The organism is Hymenobacter humi (assembly GCF_042665855.1).
GTDB classification, from domain to species: Bacteria; Bacteroidota; Bacteroidia; order Cytophagales; family Hymenobacteraceae; genus Hymenobacter; species Hymenobacter humi.
Map to the genome: position 1 here is coordinate 3,859,557 of NZ_JBHTEK010000001.1, position 13,789 is coordinate 3,873,345.

General features: G+C 62.8%; 11 protein-coding genes and 3 pseudogenes. 7 read left to right on the forward strand and 7 right to left on the reverse strand.

The features are described 5' to 3' along the window. Positions 1-103 precede the first annotated feature (103 nt). The 4 genes from ACFQT0_RS21725 to ACFQT0_RS21740 form a co-directional block, all read right to left on the reverse strand. Entirely contained in the window at positions 104-304 is a 201-nt protein-coding gene (locus tag ACFQT0_RS21725) for a hypothetical protein (RefSeq protein WP_380205179.1), read from the reverse strand. Next, on the reverse strand, positions 301-465 hold the full coding sequence (locus ACFQT0_RS21730) for a T9SS type B sorting domain-containing protein (protein ID WP_380205180.1): 165 nt from the start codon (positions 463-465) through the stop codon (positions 301-303). Before ACFQT0_RS21730 ends, ACFQT0_RS21725 begins: the two co-directional genes overlap by 4 nt. After that, positions 434-2,497: a hypothetical protein gene (locus ACFQT0_RS21735; RefSeq protein ID WP_380205181.1), complete on the reverse strand. Its 2,064-nt coding sequence runs from the start codon at positions 2,495-2,497 to the stop codon at positions 434-436. Before ACFQT0_RS21735 ends, ACFQT0_RS21730 begins: the two co-directional genes overlap by 32 nt. 224 nt (positions 2,498-2,721) lie before the next feature. Further along, positions 2,722-3,012 carry a hypothetical protein gene (locus ACFQT0_RS21740; protein ID WP_380205182.1) on the reverse strand — a complete coding sequence of 97 codons (291 nt, stop codon included), beginning with the start codon at positions 3,010-3,012 and terminating at the stop codon, positions 2,722-2,724. Between the two features lie 358 nt (positions 3,013-3,370). On the opposite strand from ACFQT0_RS21740, the gene ACFQT0_RS21745 reads away from it, so the two are divergent. From ACFQT0_RS21745 to ACFQT0_RS21755, 3 genes and pseudogenes are all read left to right on the forward strand, one after another. Next, complete coding sequence (locus ACFQT0_RS21745) at positions 3,371-4,123, forward strand: succinate dehydrogenase cytochrome b subunit (protein ID WP_380205183.1); 753 nt, start codon at positions 3,371-3,373, stop codon at positions 4,121-4,123. A gap of 100 nt (positions 4,124-4,223) precedes the next feature. After that, positions 4,224-6,159, forward strand: a pseudogene (locus ACFQT0_RS21750) (fumarate reductase/succinate dehydrogenase flavoprotein subunit). Between the two features lie 136 nt (positions 6,160-6,295). Then, positions 6,296-7,052: pseudogene (locus ACFQT0_RS21755) on the forward strand (succinate dehydrogenase/fumarate reductase iron-sulfur subunit). A 292-nt stretch (positions 7,053-7,344) separates the two neighbouring features. Here ACFQT0_RS21755 and ACFQT0_RS21760 read toward each other — a convergent pair. Then, positions 7,345-8,511, reverse strand: a complete 1,167-nt coding sequence (locus tag ACFQT0_RS21760; RefSeq protein ID WP_380205184.1) for an MFS transporter — start codon at positions 8,509-8,511, stop codon at positions 7,345-7,347. 219 nt (positions 8,512-8,730) lie between these two features. Here ACFQT0_RS21760 and ACFQT0_RS21765 point away from each other — a divergent pair, with 219 nt between their 5' ends. Together ACFQT0_RS21765 and ACFQT0_RS21770 are read left to right on the forward strand one after the other, a co-directional pair. Beyond that, positions 8,731-9,972 (forward strand): MFS transporter, encoded by a 1,242-nt coding sequence (locus tag ACFQT0_RS21765; RefSeq protein WP_380205185.1) that lies wholly within the window; start codon positions 8,731-8,733, stop codon positions 9,970-9,972. 64 nt (positions 9,973-10,036) lie between these two features. Further along, the gene (locus ACFQT0_RS21770) at positions 10,037-10,564 is read left to right on the forward strand and encodes an NADPH-dependent FMN reductase (protein WP_380205186.1); all 528 of its coding nucleotides are present in this window, start codon (positions 10,037-10,039) and stop codon (positions 10,562-10,564) included. A gap of 26 nt (positions 10,565-10,590) precedes the next feature. Here the strand turns inward: ACFQT0_RS21770 and ACFQT0_RS21775 are convergent, their stop codons facing one another. Together ACFQT0_RS21775 and ACFQT0_RS21780 are read right to left on the reverse strand one after the other, a co-directional pair. Beyond that, positions 10,591-11,364, reverse strand: coding sequence for an IS5 family transposase (locus ACFQT0_RS21775; protein ID WP_380205187.1), 774 nt, complete (start codon positions 11,362-11,364; stop codon positions 10,591-10,593). A 270-nt stretch (positions 11,365-11,634) separates the two neighbouring features. After that, on the reverse strand, positions 11,635-12,174 hold the full coding sequence (locus tag ACFQT0_RS21780; protein WP_380205188.1) for a DUF2062 domain-containing protein: 540 nt from the start codon (positions 12,172-12,174) through the stop codon (positions 11,635-11,637). Positions 12,175-12,374: 200 nt separating this feature from the next. On the opposite strand from ACFQT0_RS21780, the gene ACFQT0_RS21785 reads away from it, so the two are divergent. Further along, positions 12,375-13,235, forward strand: coding sequence for a YihY/virulence factor BrkB family protein (locus ACFQT0_RS21785; RefSeq protein WP_380206099.1), 861 nt, complete (start codon positions 12,375-12,377; stop codon positions 13,233-13,235). A 489-nt stretch (positions 13,236-13,724) separates the two neighbouring features. Beyond that, positions 13,725-13,769 (forward strand): annotated as a pseudogene (locus ACFQT0_RS21790) (hypothetical protein); the annotation flags it as partial. Between the last annotated feature and the right edge of the window lie 20 nt (positions 13,770-13,789).

A 13,789-nucleotide genomic window follows, 5' to 3' on the forward strand; every position in this document is an offset into this window, starting at 1 on the left:
CTTGGCGCGCCAGGGTTGCAGCCCCACACAAAACAACCCCAAAAAAGGCCACTCCCGCGGGAGTGGCCTTTTTGGTTTCTTGCACAAAGGGCGAAAGCGGATGCTAGCGTTTTACCTCCACCCAGCCTTTGTAGGTGCGTTTGGTGTTGGCAAAATCGGCAAACTCCACCTCGGCCAGGTAGTAGTACACGCCGTCGCTCACCCGGGTGGCATTGCCATTGCCCGACTCGCCCACCGGCCCGCCGGCATCCCAGTTGATGAGCACCCGGTCGGAGGCCGTGGTGGTGTTCTCAAATACCTTCACCCCCAGCGGTTGAAGGCCTGGAAGTGGATGCGCCGGATGGGGCTGTAGTTCTTGGGCCGGAACACCGCGTTCTGGTTGTCGCCGTTGGGTGTAAAGATGTTGGGCAGCTTGAAAAACACGCAGTTGTCTTTACACGCCACGTTGCTTGTGTCGCTCAGCACGTTGCTCGGGGCCACAGCCTGCACGGCATAGCACCCACCCGAAAACTCCAGGTCGGAGTGCACAAAACTGGTCTGGGTGGTGGTGCCGATGAGGGTGAAGGCCCCGGTGGGCGTGGGCCGGTAGTACACCCGGTAACTGGTGATGGTGGCGTCGCAGCCCGTGGGCAAATTGCCCACCGTCCAGCTCAACCGGTTGGCGTAGCGCTGGTCGAGGCGCGGGAACTCCTGCAGCGAGGCCAGGCTGTCGCAGTTGGTGGGCTGCAGGGTCAGCACCGGAATGCACGGCGGCGGAATGAGCGCTGTGCACTGTATCTGGCTGCGGTTTAGCAGCGAGCCTGAGGTAGCTGACGCCGGGGTACTGCCCCTCGGTCTGCACGTAGTAGCAGTAGGTTTCGCCTTTGCGCAGTGCGGGGTCGCTGTCCAGGTACGTGCCTCCGGTGCCCGTGGTGGGCGCGGTGTTGAGCCGGACAAACGGCCCGGTGTTGCCGGTGCGCCGAAAGATTACCGCCGGCTGCTTCGTGTTGTCCCAGGGCACGCTGTAGGTCCAGCTCACGCTGATGGCCGTGGCCTGGGGGTTGGCGGGCACCGCCAGCACGCGCACGCTGCTGGCCGTGGGCGCCGCTTCCCGGATGGGCGCACGGTTGTCGCCCGGCGGGAACGTGCGCACAAACTCCACTTTGTAGGTAAACTGCAGGTCCTGCGTGTTGATGTTGGTATCGGTGAAGCAGGTATCGGCCAGGGTGTTAATTGTGGCAATGGTGGTAAACGTGGCGGGCGTCAGGCCCTGGCCGCGCGAAAGCACGTAGCTGGGCGTGCCTTCGAAAGTGGTGCCGGGGGCCTGGCGCGGCCGGGTCCAGCACACCTGCATCTGGCCAGTGGCGACGCCGGTGTTCTCCACATCGACCTTCACGAGGCGGAGTGGGCTGCCCGGGAACGACGTGCACACTTCCTGCGAAGCAATGCTGGCACCTCCCGCCGGCAGCGGAAACTCGGCGTAGATGCGGTAGCAGTAGGTCTGGCCGCGGTCGAGGCCCAGCACCGTGCCGTTGGCGCTCACGTTGCTGTCGGTGAAGGTGGTGGCGCTGGCCGGCACCGAGCTCACAAAGGTGTAGCCCGCCGAAGCCGGAATGCCCGTTTCGCAGGGTCCCGGCACAAAGCTCGAGGGGTTCACCTTCCGGTAGATGAGGATGCGCGAGGCGTTGGCGCACTGGTACAGGTTCCAGTCGAGTTGGACGCGGTTGGGGTCGGTGCCCGTTCCCACAGTGGGCGTGGCGCGCAGGTTCTGGGGTGCCGGCCCCACCACAGTGATGCGCCAGGTCTTCTCGTCAATCAGCGGCGGGTTGGTGGGGCTAATCGGCGAGGGGTTGTCCTGGGCCTTGAACACCACCAGGTAAGGCAGTTGAGCCACATTGTTGCACTCGGTTTGCCAGGTAAACGTGCCCTGGGCCACCGGCGGGCCTTTTGTGGTTTGCCGGAACGTAGCCGGCGGAATAATACCCGAGTAGGCAAACAAATCAATGGGCGACTGCGCCGTGCTGGTCGGCGAAACGCCGTCCACGGCCGAGACCTCACCCCTCACGGTCTGGCCGGCAATCACGCAGATGTCGGGCGGGATGGTGATGGTAGGGCGCAGGTTGTTGGTGCCGGCAACGATAATCTGCATGTCGCGAATCACCTCCCCTATCAGGCGCCGGCCCAACGGCGTGCGCCGGTACTCCTTCACCGCAAACGCCACGTTGTAGATGCCCACCGCCACCGGGGCGTTCCAGGTGATTTGGCCGGTCCGGACGTCCTGCACGAAGATGGCCGGGTCGCCGGGCACCCCGGCGGGGTCGCCGGCATAAAACACCTGCACGGGCGGGCGGCCGGGTGTCACGCTGGGGTTGTTGGGGTAGCGGAAGTTGGGGACTACCTGCGGGGCGGGCGTGTTGTTGCCGGTGCCCGTGCAGGGCGGGCCCACCACGTTCTGGATGGCCAGGGCCACCCGCTGGCTTTCGCGCAGGCTCAAAGGCAAGGGAGTCGCCGTCGGCATCGAAGGCGGCGGGGTTGTGCAGGAACACCTGCCCCACCCCGGCCTTGTCCACGGCCGGGGCCGTGAGAATGGGCGAGCGGTTGCGGCCCAGCGCGGGGTCTAGCGTGATGGTGGTGCTGATGTAGAACGACTGGTCATCGGACCGGTCCATGTTCAGCACGCCCCGGTTGCGGTTTTCGCCGATGAAGCTGATGGTGAAGGTGCCGGCCGAGGGAAAGACGTGCTCAAACAGGTAAACGTTGATGCTGGTGTCGGGGCTGCCCGGAATGGGCCGCTCGCCGCCCACGCGCGGCACCCCGTCGAAGCGTACTCGAAGTACCGTCGCCGTAGAAGATGGTGGCCGCCGGCTGTTTTACCTGCGAGCCGTTGTCGGTGTACAGCACCATCTTGAAAAAGACCCGGCGGGGGTTGAAACCCGCGCCCACTGTGGTGTCGACTTTGGCCTGAATGTCGCCGGCGCGGATGTGCGTGGCCCACACTTCCTGCGGTCCAAAGCCCACCCCCAGTGCCAGCACCACTAACAGCAGCGCTGCCCGCGCCATTGTCCTAACCCGAGGCAGAGTAAAGTATTCCATACCAACGTAATGAGGAGGAAAAACAACAACAGTGAATGCGCTGGCAGCAGCGAATCGGACGCCTTTACGTCCCAACATTCACCATGCCTGCCGGGTTATATAAACATAACGCGCCCGTGCGAGAAAACGATGCGCGCCGATGATAGATTCACCACGCTCCGGCAGTTTTTCCTGGCCCCTGCCATGGCACCCGGCCAAACCCGCAGGAATCAAGGTTCTCCTTTGTTCGGTTAGCGGGCGGGGCCTACCTTTGGGCACTATATAACACACCTCTTCACTTCCCCAGTTTGGTTACTTTATGAGTTGGATAACAAAAACTTTAACCAGCAGCATCGGCCGGAAGATAATCATGTCGCTTACGGGCCTGTTTCTGTGCACGTTCCTGGTGGTTCACCTGGTCGGGAACCTGCAGTTATTCAAGCACGACGGGGGCGCGGCCTTCAATGCCTACTCGCACTTCATGGGCACGAACCCCGTCATCCGCACCATTGAGTGGGGCCTGGTGCTGGGTTTTGGCTTCCACATTTACGAAGCTTTTGCCCTCACCCGCCGCAACAAGGCCGCCCGCGGCCACGGCTACGCCCAGTGGAAAGCCGAGCAGAACAGCGAGTGGACGTCCCGCAACATGGGCATCCTGGGCTCCATCATCCTGATTTTTCTGATTGTGCACCTCTACAACTTCTTCTGGCGCGCCCGCTTCGGTGGCTTGGAGAAAATGGGCGGCGACAACCCCGAATACCGCGACTACGACAACCTGTATATGGCCGTGGTATCGTCGTTCCACATCTGGTGGTACGTGCTGCTGTACGTAGCCGCGCAGATTAGCCTGGGCTACCACTTGTGGCACGGCTTCCGTTCGGGCTTCCAAACCCTGGGCCTGAACCACCGCAAGTACATGCCGCTTATCAAATACGCCGGCTACATCTTCGCCGTGGTGGTGTCGGCCGGTTTTGCTGCCATGCCGCTGTACTTCTTCCTGTTCACCAACGACCAGGGCGAACTGGCTTCTAACGCGCCCGCGCTGCTCCAATCGGTAGCTTCGGCGTTCTAATTCTTTGGATTACGCACGGTAGAATAATGGCCTAGCCGGCAACACCTGCCACTCTTTGCTGTTCTACTGGTCACTAGTCACTCCATCACTCCGTTACTCTATGCTGTTGGATTCCAAAATCCCCGAAGGCCCCCTTGCCGAAAAATGGGACAAGCACAAGTTCAACGTCAAGCTTGTGAACCCCGCCAACAAGCGGAAATACGACGTGATTGTGGTCGGCACGGGCCTGGCCGGCTCCTCGGCCGCCGCCTCGCTCGCCGAGCCTGGGCTACAACGTAAAGGCCTTTACCTACCACGACTCGCCCCGCCGCGCACACTCCATCGCCGCGCAGGGCGGCATCAACGCCGCTAAAAACTACCAGAACGACGGCGACTCCGTGTTCCGCCTGTTCTACGACACCATCAAGGGCGGCGACTACCGCGCCCGCGAAGCCAACGTGTACCGCCTGGCCCAGGTATCGGTCAACATCATCGACCAGTGCGTGGCCCAGGGCGTGCCCTTTGCCCGCGAATACGGTGGCCTGCTGGCCAACCGCTCCTTCGGTGGCGCCCAGGTAAGCCGTACGTTCTACGCCCGCGGCCAGACCGGACAGCAGCTCTTGCTGGGCGCCTACTCGGCCCTGAGCCGGCAGGTGGCCTACGGCAAAGTGAAGCTGTACACCCGCTCCGAAATGCTCGACCTGGTGGTCGTAGATGGCCAGGCGCGCGGTATTGTGACCCGCCACCTGATTACCGGTGAGATTGAGACGCACGCGGCCCACGCCGTCGTGCTAGCCACCGGGGGCTACGGCAACGTATTCTTCCTGAGCACCAACGCCAAGTACTGCAACACCACCGCCGCCTGGCGGGCCCACAAAAAGGGCGCTTACTTCGCCAACCCCTGCTTCACGCAGATTCACCCCACCTGCATTCCCGTGAGCGGCGACTACCAGTCCAAGCTCACGCTGATGTCGGAGTCGTTGCGTAACGACGGCCGGGTGTGGGTGCCAAAAACCGTGGAGCTGGCCGAGCGGGTGCGCAAAGGTGAAGTCAAGCCGCAGGACATCGCCGAAGGCGACCGCGACTACTTCCTCGAGCGCAAGTACCCGGCCTTTGGCAACCTGGTGCCGCGCGACGTGGCCTCGCGCAACGCCAAGCAGATGTGCGACGAAGGCCGTGGCGTGGGTACCACCGGCCTGGCCGTGTACCTCGACTTTGCCGAAATCATTCAGCGCATCGGGGCCGATGGCGTGAGCCAGAAGTACGGCAACCTGTTTGCCATGTACGAGAAAATCACCGACGAAGACCCCTACAAGATGCCCATGCGCATCTACCCGGCGGTGCACTACACCATGGGCGGCCTGTGGGTTGACTACAACCTGCAAACCACCATTCCGGGCTTGTACGCCATGGGCGAATGCAACTTCTCGGACCACGGCGCCAACCGCCTCGGGGCTTCGGCCCTGATGCAGGGCCTGGCCGATGGCTACTTCGTGATTCCCTACACCATTGGCGACTACCTGGCGCAAACGGCTCCCAAGCCGGTTGACGTCAACCACCCCGCCTTTGCCGAGTCCAAGGCGTTTGTGCAGGCCCGTACCGAGCGGTTGCTCAGCATCAACGGCAACCGCACGCCGAATGAGTTCCACAAGGCCCTGGGCCACATCATGTGGGAGTACTGCGGCATGGCCCGCACGGCCGAAGGCCTCACCCACGCCAAAGGCGAGATTCGCAAGCTGCGCAACGAGTTCTGGCAGGACGTGAAAATCACGGGCACTGGCGAAGAAATGAACCAGTCGCTGGAAACGGCCGGCCGCGTAGCCGACTTCCTGGAGCTCGGTGAGCTGATGGTGGACGACGCCCTGAACCGCAACGAAAGCTGCGGCGGCCACTTCCGCGAGGAGTACCAGACCCCCGAGGGCGAGGCCCTGCGCGACGACGAGAACTTTGCCTACGTGGCGGCCTGGGAATACCAGGGCGACAACCAGCCCGAGAAGCTCAACAAAGAGGAGCTCGCCTTTGAAAACGTGAAGCTGACCCAGCGCAGCTATAAGTAAATTTTATGAGCTGTTAGCCATTAGCTGTTAGCTGTTAGCATTGTTCTAATAGTTCGCAGAGTTAAAAGCTAACAGCTATCAGCTAACAGCTAATAGCTAACAACCAATGGCCGGTTCCAACCCCAACGCTAAACCGATGAACCTGACCCTGAACGTGTGGCGGCAACCCAACCGCAACACCGCAGGGAAAATTGTGGAGTACAAAGTGAAGGACATTTCGCCCGAGATGTCGTTCCTGGAAATGCTCGACGTGCTTAACGAAGACCTGCTGCACGCCGGCCAGGACCCAGTGGCGTTCGACCACGACTGCCGCGAAGGCATCTGCGGCTCGTGCGACTTGTTCATCAACGGCCGTAGCCACGGTCCGGAGAAGGGCACCACCACCTGCCAGCTGCACATGCGCAAGTTCTCGGATGGCGACACCATCACCATCGAGCCCTGGCGCGCCAACGCCTTCCCGGTAAACAAAGACCTGAGCGTGGACCGCTCGGCCTTCGACCGCATCATTCAGGCCGGTGGCTACGTGAGCGTGAACACCGGCGGCGTGCCCGATGGCAACGAAATTGCCATCCCCAAGGAAATTGCCGACCGCGCTTTTGAGTCTGCTACCTGCATTGCCTGCGGCGCCTGCGTAGCAGCCTGCAAGAATGCCTCGGCCATGCTGTTCGTGTCGGCCAAGGTGTCGCAGGCTCGCGCTGCTACCCCAGGGCCACGCCGAGCGCAAGACCCGCGTGGAAAACATGGTGGCCCAGATGGACAAGGAAGGCTTCGGCGCCTGCTCCAATATCGGCTCCTGCGCTGCCGAGTGCCCCGTGGGCATTTCGCTCGAGAACATTGCCATGCTCAACCGCGAGTTCCTGGTGGCCAAGGCTACTTCGAACAACCTGGCATAGGGCTGGAAGTTCATTGAAAGAGAAAGCGCGATGGGCAACCGTCGCGCTTTTTTTGTGCGGTGAGTAAGCTCGGTAAAGGGAACCTCACCCCCGGCCCCGGTTCGCTTGAGGCGCGAAGCCCGCGGAGAGGGGAGCCTGACGTTAACCAAAAGAAAGGCCCGGCTCAATTGAGCCGGGCCTTTTCATTTTACGGGTTGAGCTGATTCTTGTGCCGTGGCTCCCCTCTCTTTGGCTTCGCGCCTCAAGCGAACCGGGGCCGGGGTGAGCCCCCGGTCTGGTGAGGTTCAGCTGGTTACGCTTCTTTAGCTTCCTCCCGCAGCTTGGGAACCAGCCAAATGACCAGGCCGCCCAGCAATGCCACCAGGGCAAACGACCAGCGCAGGCTTGCGGCTTTGGCCACAAAACCTACTAGCGGCGGCACCAGCAGAAAGCCGAAATAGCTCACTGTGGAAACCGAGGCAATGGCCGCCCCAGCGCCTAAGGGATTGGCTTTGCCAACGAGGCTGAACACCAACGGCACCACGCACGACACCCCAAAGCCTCCTAACACAAAGCCCAGCCCCGCCCACAGCGGCGTTGGAAAAGCGGCCGCCAGTAGCAGGCCGGTGCTCATCAGCACGCCGCTGGCCAGCAGAATGGGCTTGATGCCGAAGCGGCCCACCAGCCAGTCGCCGAGGAAGCGGCCGGTGGTCATGGCCACCATAAACAGCGGGAAGCCGAGCGGAGCAATGGATTTGGGCGCGTGCACGGCCTGGGCAAAGTACACGCCGCTCCAGTCGTAGAACGTGCCCTCGCAGGCCATCGACGCGAATGTGATAAGGCCGAACTTGAGCACGGTTTTGTCGGGCCAGGAAAACGGCGACTTGGCCGCTGGCGCCGGCGGCAGGGCCAGGCTGCCCGGAAAGAACGCCAGCGCCAAGCCGGTGAGCACCACCGATACGCTCACAAAGTGAAAGCTGATGGGCACGTCGTTTCGGATGAGCAGACCGCCCAGCCCGGCCGCGGCAAAGCCCGCCACGCTCCAGATACCGTGAAACGTGGCGATGATGGAACGGTCGTACAGTGCCTGCAGGCCTACCGATTGGGCATTGACAGACAGGTTGAGCAGGTTGCGCGAGCAGCCGAAGCAAAACAGGAGCACCGCCAGCTGCCAGGTGTGCTCGGCAAAGCCCAGCAAGCCCAGCGCCAGGTTGTAGAGCACCGCCCCCGCCATCATTACCTGCCGGCTGCTGAAGCGCTGCAACAGCTTACCCGTGACGGTCAGGGTAAGCATGAGGCCGGCAGGAAGGGCCAGGAGCACGGCCCCAAGCTGAGCTTCGTTGAGCCCCAGCCGGTGCTGAATGGTGGGAATGCGCGAGGCCCAGGTAGCGAAGCCAAACCCCGAAACGAAGAAAAACAGCGCAATCGCAATGCGCGCCCGGGTAGGAGGCACGCGGGGAGCAACCAATACTTGACTCATAGAATACGGCAGGCCCGGTTACCCGACGGCCGAAAAATTGGGCCCAGTAATTGGGCCAGCTAATGCTCGATATGGACACAGCAGGAAGCCTAATAGAATTTCCTGCCTGGATATAAAAGGTCGGTTAGACGAATAGCAGGCCGCTCTGGTTACCCTCGCTCCCGTATTGTGGCGCTAAGAACTGACGGACGGCGCCGGAATAGCGCCTTATTTTGTCTCATGCCTCCCCTGCCCCGACGTACGCTGCCGCTGCTCTACGCCATTATCCTGCTCGATGTGGTGGTGGGCGCGGCCGTTGGGCCGGTGTTGCCGGAATTTGTGCGGGGGCTGCCCCAGCCGCAGCTGTGGCTGTCGGTGGGCACGGGGGTGTTTCTGGGCATGCAGCTCTTCTCCTCGCCGCTGCTGGGGCGGCTCAGCGACGGCTACGGGCGGCGGCCCATCTTCATACTGTCGGCCGTGGGCACGCTGGTAGCCAACTGCCTGCTGCTGCCGGTGCGCGCCGGGCTGTACTTCGCCAACCGCGTGTCCGACGGCCTCACCAACGGCATGTACGCCACGGCCCGCTCGGCCATCACCGATATGTCGCCGCCCGAGCGCCTGTTTCGAAACCTCGGCATCGAGGGGGCCATTATTTCGCTGGGCTTCGTGCTGGGGCCCATGGCGGCCGGGGTGTTGCTGCTGGTGGTGCAGGTGCCGGCACAGCAGCAAGCGGGCTACGTTATTGGCTTGGCCGTAGCCCTGGCCGCCCTCAACGTGCTGCTGAGCTTCTGGCTGCCCGAAACCCACCGGCAGCGCAACGGTGTGCGCGGCGCCGAGCTGCGCGCCGAGCTCGGGCTGGCCATCAACCCGCTCACGCTCTGGGCCCGGCTGCAAGCAAAAAACGCCAGCAACCCCGGCGTCCGGCGCATTGTGCTCACGCAGGTGGCCCTTACGCTGAGCACGGGCTATTATTTCTATTTTGTGCCGTTTGTGAGCTTGGGCGAATTGCAGCTCGATGCCCGCCAGATTTCCTACCTGTTCATGTACTTCGGTGGGCTGAGCATTGTGCTCAACTACGGGTTCTACACTTACCTGGCCGACCGGCTCAACCAGCGCCGCGCCATCGTGTGGCTGGCGGCACTGGGCACGCCGGTGCTCCTTGGCTACGGCTTGGTGGGCACGTCTAAAACGGCGTTTTATGTGCTGCTCACGCTGGACTGCCTCACCCTTTCGCTGATTCAGGGGTTGCTGGAGGGCCGGCTGGCTCGCCGCACCACCGAGGCCGACCGCGGCGAGATATTCGGGCTCAACCAGGCCTTTCAGGCGTTGGCGAGTTTCGCCACGGCCGTAGTTTTCGGGGGCCTGTCAGTGCTGGATTTGCGGCTGCCGTGGGCGTGGTTTGCGCTGTGCCTGGCGGCGGTGGCGTGGCTGGCCGCGCGCCGGGAGCACGCCGTACCGGCAGCGGAGCAAAGCGCGCACTAACCGGCCCGAAAACCTCGCCGTACATTCTGAGTTGTACCCTAGCTTCTAATTACCGCTCCCTGCTTTGATAACCCTCCTCGTCGGCACGAACCGGCCCAACTCGCGCGCCCGCCGCATTGCCAATTACTACAGCACGCTTCTGACCGACCTAGGCGCCGAGAGCCAAATCCTGGACCTTGCCGAGTTGCCCGTCGATTTTATCGTGTCGGCCCTCTACGAGAACGTGGGCACCAACCCGGCTTTCAACAGCCTGGCTCGCATGCTGGATGCGGGCAGCAAGCTGGTCATCATCACCCCGGAATACAACGCCTCTTTCCCCGGCGTGCTCAAGGCCTTTATCGACGGCCTCCCGTATCCGGGCGGCATTCGGGGCAAGAAGGCGGCTCTTATTGGGCTGAGCAACGGCGGCCAGGGCGGCCTGCTGGCCATGACCCACCTCACCGACATCCTGATGTACCTCGGCACGGCCGTGCTGCCCCAGCGCGTGCGCCTGCCCTTCATCAACCAGGATTTAAACCAGGATGACGGGCTGAACAACGACCTTTCCCGCCAGCTCCTGCAAGAGCAAGCCGAAGCTTTGCTCGCCTTTTAGCTCAATTTGTTGAGCTAAGAGGCTGTTTAAGTTAATCGGGCAAGTCGGCGAATGTTGGCGAGGTAGAGCCAAGCGTTGGCGTGGGTGGTTTTGCGCTCGTAGTCTTTGGCCAAGCGACGGTTGGTGCCGGCCCAGGCGATGCTGCGCTCGACCACCCAGCGCTTGGCGTGGATGAAAAAGCGGCCTTTCTCGGCCACCACGCCCGTGGGCACTAGGGCCTGCACGCCCCGGCGGCCCAAGTGCCGGCGGAAGCCGGCGCCAAACCCACCGTCCACGAACACGGTCCGCAGCCGGTCGAGCAGTTCGTTGCCCAGCGCCAGCGCGTCCCATAGCCGGGCGGCCGTGGCCCCGTCGTGGCAGGCCGCCGCGACGACCCAACTGGCCAGCAGGTTGCCCGCCGTATCGACCAAAAAGAAGCGTTTGCGGCCTTTAACGCGCTTGCCCGCGTCGTAGCCCACGCGCTCCGTGCTGGTGGCCGTGTTCTTCACGCTCTGGCTGTCAAGGACCGCCGCCGTGGGCTGCGCGCTTTTTTCGCGCTCCCGGGCGGCAATCGTCAGGCAGCCGCTGACCCGCGCCCACGTGCCGTCGGCCGTCCACTTGGTGAAATAGTAGTACACCGTCGGCCAGGGCGGCAAATCGGCGGGCACGTCCCGCCACACGCTCCCGTTCTTGAGCACGTAGAAAATGCCATTGACCACTGCCTGCAACGGCCACTTACTCGTGCGCCGCACCACCAACAGCGGCGCTAACCGCTGCCATTGTCGCTCCGTTAAATCCGAGCTGTAACGCTTTGTTTGCATCAAACAAAGCTAAAATGCCCCGTTTAACTCAAACAGCTTCTAAGAGAATCTTTGCCCGCTACTAAAAAGCTGTTTACGTTATTTATCCGGATGGCTGAACAGAGTAGAGACGCAATATTTTGCGTCTCGTCGTTGAACGATGACGGCCCTACGACACCCGAACGGAGCCCACGACGAGACGCAAGATATTGCGTCTCTACCTCATTCTGGTTCCTGTAAATACTGACGGAAACAGCTTTTCAGCAAAGCAACCCGCGCTTTCCTGCAAGGCTATGCGTTGGGCTGGGCTGCTGCGTTGCGGGCGGCCATGCGCCGGAACATGGGCTTGAGCAGAAAGTACAGCACCGCCACCACCGGAATGGAGCCGAGCAGCCAGATGGTCATGGCGCCCACTTCGGCGCGCCACAGCAGCTGCAGGGCGCCCCGCCAGTCGCTGGCAAACAGGTGCCGGATGTGGGCTATGGTCAGCTCGTTTTCCTGGGTGTTGCCCATAAGACGGGCGCCTTGCCGCAGCAACGGAATGATGATGAGCAGCTGCAGCGGCGTCATCAGGTGGCTCACCAGGCGAAGGGCCGCCACGTTGAGCCGCAGGCGCACGGCCGCCAGCGCCGCCACCGTGGTAATGGCCCCCATCAGCGGAATGGCGCCAATGACCACGCCCAACGCCACGGTGAGCGCCAGCTGCTGCGGCGACAACCCCTGGCGCAGCATGCCCAGCAGCGGGCCGAGCACACGGCGGCGCAGCCAACTGGCCGGCGCTGGTACGACCTCGGTGGTTTCGGAAACGGGCGGGAGGGGCGACGTGGGCATAGTGGAGGCCGGAGCCGGCGCCCCGTATCTTCGCCGGGCGCGGCCTGCGACAAGCACAATGCTCTAAGTGGCCGCCCCGGCTTTTTTGCTGATGACAAAAGTAACCCCGCCCGCTGAGTTGCCCGGACCCTGGTGGCGCGAACTCCCCATCCTGCTGCACCGCGCCGGCCGCGAGCCTGGGCGCCAACGACCCGCTCCGCCTGGGGGCGGCCACGGCGTTTTTCACCTCGTTTGCGCTGCCGCCCATCCTCATCATCCTCATCGAGGCGCTCAGCTCGCTCTACCCCGCCTCGCTGGTGCGCGTGATGCTGCTGGCCAAAATCAGCGACTTGCTGGGCGCATCGGCGGCCGGGCTGGTGACCCAGATTGTGCAAAACGTGGCCGACCCCGAGCGCAGCCGCCTCGTGACGTGGGTCGGCTTCGTGTTTTTGCTGTTTGTAGCCACCACGCTGTTCACCATTATTCAGCATTCGCTGAATCAGCTGTGGCAAATCCGGCCGCGGCGCGACTCGGGCCAGTTCTCGCAGGCGCTGCGGGAGCGGCTGCGCTCAGCGGGGATTTTGGTGGCCACGGCGTTTCTGTCCCTGCTGGCCTTTGCCGCCGATGCCGCCCTGGGCCTCTTCGCCACTGCCATCCACGATTTCGACGCGACCTTCGTGTACTACCTCGTGCGCGGCCTGAATGCCCTGGTGGGCTGGATAATTCTGGCGGCGTGGTTTGCCGCCACCTTTCGCACCCTGAGCCTGGCCAAAGTGCCCTGGCGGGCCGTCACACGCGGGGCGGCGCTCACGGCCGTGCTCATCAGCCTGGGCGAGCCTGGTTTTGGGCAAGCTACTGGTGGCCCGCGACCTGGGCCCGGTGTACGGCCCGGCTTCCAGCCTGGTGCTGGTGCTGCTGTTCGTGTTCTACTCGGCCATGATTTTCTACTTCGGCGCCGCCTTCACCAAGGCATATGCCCACCGAATTGGGCTGGATATTCGGCCCAAGAAAACCGCCGTGCGCTACCGCCTGGTGAACGTGGCCGAGGGCGAAGCCGGGTACTGACGCTTGCGCTTAATTAGGAATGAGGAATGAAGAATTGGGCCAGGAATGGCGGACAACTCCCCTCCTTAGTTAAGGAGGGGATGTTCGAGCTTTAGCTCGAACGGGGGTGGTTGCATTCGTTGAACGACACCCGAACGAGTTGAGCTGGAGTCGTTCTGCCGCCAGTTGTTCGGGTGTCGTTCAACGAGGGCAACCACCCCACCAACTTGGCAGTTGAGCGTCCCCTCCTCAACTGAGGAGGGGAGTTGTCCGCCCATTCCTCATTCCTCATTCAGCTAAACCTTCATTCCTAATTGCGCGCAGCGCACCGTTTACCTTTGTGCGGTGCAAACTCCTGATACCTCCGCTGCTGGCGCCCCCCAGGCCCCCACCGCAACCAAAGCCGCCCTTCAATTCGCCGACTTCGCCCTCTCTCCCGCCCTGCTGGCGGGCGTGGCCGAACTAAACTTTACCCAGCCCACTGCCGTGCAGCGCTGGTGCTGGCCCCTGCCCTCGATGGGCAGGACGTGGCCGGCCAGGCGCCCACGGGCTCCGGCAAAACCGCTGCGTACGGCCTCGCTGTGCTGCAGCA

What these genes read in the sequence shown, in the direction of transcription:
- ACFQT0_RS21760 (WP_380205184.1), bottom strand. Translation starts at nt 8,511, where the DNA reads ATGAGTCAAGTATTGGTTGCTCCCCGCGTGCCTCCTACCCGGGCGCGC.
- ACFQT0_RS21745 (WP_380205183.1), top strand. Translation starts at nt 3,371, where the DNA reads ATGAGTTGGATAACAAAAACTTTAACCAGCAGCATCGGCCGGAAGATA.
- ACFQT0_RS21780 (WP_380205188.1), bottom strand. Translation starts at nt 12,174, where the DNA reads ATGCCCACGTCGCCCCTCCCGCCCGTTTCCGAAACCACCGAGGTCGTA.
- ACFQT0_RS21765 (WP_380205185.1), top strand. Translation starts at nt 8,731, where the DNA reads ATGCCTCCCCTGCCCCGACGTACGCTGCCGCTGCTCTACGCCATTATC.
- ACFQT0_RS21775 (WP_380205187.1), bottom strand. Translation starts at nt 11,364, where the DNA reads ATGCAAACAAAGCGTTACAGCTCGGATTTAACGGAGCGACAATGGCAG.
- ACFQT0_RS21735 (WP_380205181.1), bottom strand. Translation starts at nt 2,497, where the DNA reads ATGCCGACGGCGACTCCCTTGCCTTTGAGCCTGCGCGAAAGCCAGCGG.